Here is a 3691-nt window from a genome sequence, read left to right as displayed (position 1 = left end):
CGCGGACGGGCGGCCGACCGCAGTACGGCCGCACCGGCGCCCGGCGCGGCCTGCGTACGGGGCGCGCTGCCGTCGGCGGTCCTGTTCGACCGGGACGGCACGCTCGTCGAGGACGTCCCCTACAACGGCGATCCGGGCCGCGTCCGGGCCATGCCGGCCGCGCGCGAGGCCGTGGCCCTGCTGCGCGGGCTCGGCGTACCCGTGGCGGTGGTCAGCAACCAGTCCGGCGTCGGACGCGGCCTGCTGACCCGGCTTCAGGTGCGGGCGGTCGCCGACCGGGTGGACGCCCTGCTCGGTCCGCTCGGTCTGTGGGCCGTGTGCCCCCACCGCCCGGACGAGGACTGCGGCTGCCGCAAGCCCGCGCCCGGCCTGGTCCTCGCGGCCTGCGCCGCCCTGGGCGCCGACCCGCGGCGGGCGGTGGTCATCGGGGACATCGGGGCCGACCTGGCCGCCGCCCGGGCGGCGGGCGCCGGGGCCGTGCTGGTGCCCACCGGCGCCACGCGCTCCGAGGAGGTGGGCGCGGCCCGGCACACCGCCCCCGACCTGCTGGCCGCCGTACGGCTCGCCCTCGCGCTCGCCCGGGACGGCGCGTCCGGACCGGCCCCGGGAGGTGGGGGGTGGTGACGGCCCCGCGGACCCTCGTCGTGCGCCTCGACAGCGCGGGGGACGTGCTCCTCGCCGGGCCCGCCGTCCGGGCGGTGGCGGCCGGGTCCTCTTACACGGCCCTGCTGTGCGGGCCGCAGGGCGCTCCCGCGGCCGCCCTGCTGCCCGGGGTGCAGCGGATCTACGTCCACGACGCCGCCTGGGTGGGCTTCACGCCCCCGCGCACCTCGCGCGAGGAGTGCGACCTGCTGCTGGACGCCCTGGCCGCCGAGCGGTTCGACCGCGCGCTGATCCTGGTCTCGCACCACCAGAGCCCGCTGCCCGCGGCCCTGCTGCTGGCGCTGGCCGGAATCGGGGAGGTCGCGGCCGACTGCACCGACTACCCCGGCTCGCTGCTGGCGCTGCGCCACCGGCGGCGGGTCGGCCGCCACGAGGCCGAGGCCGCCCTGGACCTGGCCCGCGACTTCGGCTTCCCGCTGCCCGCCGGGGACGACGGTTCCCTGCGGATCCTGGAGCCCCCCGAGACCGTCCGCCTGACCGGACCCGATCCGTACCTGGTCGTGCACCCCGGGGCCGCGGTCCCGGCCCGGGCCTGGAGCCCCGGCCGGGCCGCCGGAGCGGTCGCCGCACTGCACCGCGCCGGACACCGCGTGGTGGTCACCGGCGGCCCCGCGGAGCGGGAGCTGACCGCCCGGGTGGCCGGACGCCATGCGCTCGACCTCGGCGGCGGCACCCGGGACCTCGGCGAACTGGCGGGCGTGCTGGCCGGCGCGCAGGCCGTGGTGACCGGCAACACCGGTCCCGCACACCTGGCCTCCGCCGTCGGGACGCCCGTCGCCTGCCTCTTCGCCCCGGTGGTCCCGGCCGAGCGCTGGCGCCCGTACGGCGTCGCGCACGTCCTGCTCGGCGACCAGCGCGCCGCGTGCGCTGCCACCCGGGCCCGGACCTGTCCCGTGCCGGGGCACCCCTGCCTGGACTCCGTGCGGGACGAGGAGGTCCTCGCGGCCGTGTCCGCGCTCCTCGCGGGCGCCGCCGGCCGGCCCGATGCCGACGACCGAGGAGCAGCGCCGTGAACATCCTGCTGTGGCACGTGCACGGATCGTGGACCACCGCGTTCGTGCAGGGCCCGCACACCTACCTGGTGCCGGTGACCGCGGACCGCGGACCGGACGGCCTCGGCCGCGCCCGTACCTTCGACTGGCCCGACTCGGTCGTGGAGGTGACGCCCGAGCAGCTGGCCAGCACTCCGGTCGACGTGGTGGTGCTCCAGCGCCCCCACGAGTGGCTGCTCGCCGAACGGTGGCTGGGGGGCCGCCGGCCGGGGCGCGACCTGCCTGCCGTCTACCTGGAGCACAACACGCCCGACGGCGCGGTGCCCCGCACCCGGCACCCGGCCGCCGACCGCGACGACGTCACCCTCGTCCACGTCACCCACTTCAACCGGCTGTTCTGGGACAACGGGAGCACCCGCACCCGGGTGATCGAGCACGGGATCGTCGATCCCGGCCACCGGTACACCGGCCGGCTGCCCCGGGCCGCGGTGGTGGTCAACGACCCGGTGCGGCGGGGCCGGTACACCGGCACCGACCTGCTGCCGGCCCTCGCCGAGGCGGCGCCGCTGGACGTGTTCGGGATGCGCACCGAGGGCCTCGCCGCACACCTGGGCCTGGACGAGGACCGCTGCCGGGGCCAGGACCTGCCGCAGGGCCTGCTGCACCCGGCGATGGCCGAACGGCGCCTGTACCTGCACCCGGTGCGCTGGACCTCCCTCGGGCTGTCGCTGCTGGAGGCCATGCACCTCGGCATGCCGGTGGTGGCGCTGGCCACCACGGAGGCGGTGGAGGCCGTACCGCCGGGCACGGGAGCCCTGTCCACCCGGCCCGAGGAGCTGGCCCGGGCGGCCCGGTACTACCTGAACGAACCGGAGGCCGCCGCGGAGGACGGCTCCCGGGCCCGACGGGCCGCGCTCGACCGGTACGGCCTCAAACGCTTCCTGTCCGACTGGGAGCTCCTGCTGACGGAGGTACGGTCATGACGTCCACCGCCCACTCGCCCCGCCCCCGACCGCTGTCGGTCGCCCTGGTCTCCGAGCACGCGAGCCCGCTGGCCGCACTCGGCACGGTCGACGCGGGCGGCCAGAACGTCCACGTCGCCTGTCTGGCCGGGGCGTTGGCGGACCGCGGCCACCGGGTGAGCGTGTACACGCGGCGCGATGCGCGCGAGCTGCCCGACACCACGGAGCTCCGCCCGGGCGTACGGGTCCACCACGTGCCGGCCGGGCCGCCGGAGCCGCTGCCCAAGGACGACCTGCTGCCGCACATGGGCGCGTTCGGCGCGTGGCTGCTGGCCGAGTGGCGTACCCGACCACCGGACGTGGCCCACTCGCACTTCTGGATGTCGGGGGTGGCCTCCCTGGCCGCGGTCGGGGACCTCGGGGTGCCGCTGCTGCACACCTACCACGCCCTCGGGAGCGTCAAGCGGCGCCACCTGGGCGCGGACGACACCAGCCCCGGCCAGCGGATCCCCTGCGAGCGCGACATCGGGCTGCGCTGCGACCGGGTGCTGGCGACCTGCCGTGACGAGGTGGGCGAGCTGGTCCGGATGGGCATTCCCGCGGACCGGGCCGAGGTGGTGCCGTGTGGCGTGGACCCGCTGCGGTTCCGGCCGGACGGCCCCACGGCCCGGCTGGGACGCCGGCGTCCGTACCGACTGCTCCAGCTGGGCCGGCTGGTCCCCCGCAAGGGCGCCGCGGTGTCCATCGCCGCCCTGACCCGGCTGCCGGACGCCGAGCTCCTCGTCGCCGGCGGGCCGCCGGCCGAGCACCTGGACGGTGATCCCGAGGCGCTCAGGCTGCGCGAGCTGGCCCGCCGGGCGGGGGTGGCCGACCGGGTCCGCTTCCTCGGCGGGCTGTGCGGCGAGGACGTGCCGGCCGTGCTGCGCAGCGCCGACGTGGTGCTCTGCCCCGCGGACTACGAGCCGTTCGGCATCGTGCCGCTGGAGGCGATGGCCTGCGGCCGGCCGGTCGTGGCCAGCGCCGACGGCGGGCAGCTGGACACCGTCGTCCACGGGGAGACGGGGTTGCTGGTGC

The 3691-nt window shown here is 77.7% G+C and carries 4 protein-coding genes; all 4 read left to right on the top strand.

Annotation, left to right across the window (positions count from 1 at the left end; translation table 11 throughout):
• Nucleotides 1-66 precede the first annotated feature (66 nt).
• Complete coding sequence (locus tag AB0F11_RS37910; RefSeq protein ID WP_362184382.1) at nt 67-624, top strand: HAD family hydrolase; 558 nt, start codon at nt 67-69, stop codon at nt 622-624.
• Nucleotides 621-1676: a glycosyltransferase family 9 protein gene (locus AB0F11_RS37905; protein WP_362184380.1), complete on the top strand. Its 1056-nt coding sequence runs from the start codon at nt 621-623 to the stop codon at nt 1674-1676. Before AB0F11_RS37910 ends, AB0F11_RS37905 begins: the two co-directional genes overlap by 4 nt.
• The gene (locus AB0F11_RS37900; protein WP_362184378.1) at nt 1673-2638 is read left to right on the top strand and encodes a glycosyltransferase; all 966 of its coding nucleotides are present in this window, start codon (nt 1673-1675) and stop codon (nt 2636-2638) included. Before AB0F11_RS37905 ends, AB0F11_RS37900 begins: the two co-directional genes overlap by 4 nt.
• On the top strand, nt 2635-3691 hold a 1057-nt coding region (locus AB0F11_RS37895), incomplete at its 3' end, for a glycosyltransferase (RefSeq protein ID WP_362184376.1). The genes AB0F11_RS37900 and AB0F11_RS37895, both read left to right, overlap by 4 nt.

Source organism: Streptomyces sp. NPDC032472 (assembly GCF_040636955.1).
Lineage (GTDB): Bacteria > Actinomycetota > Actinomycetes > Streptomycetales > Streptomycetaceae > Streptomyces.
This window is presented reverse-complemented; position numbering and strand designations above follow the sequence as displayed.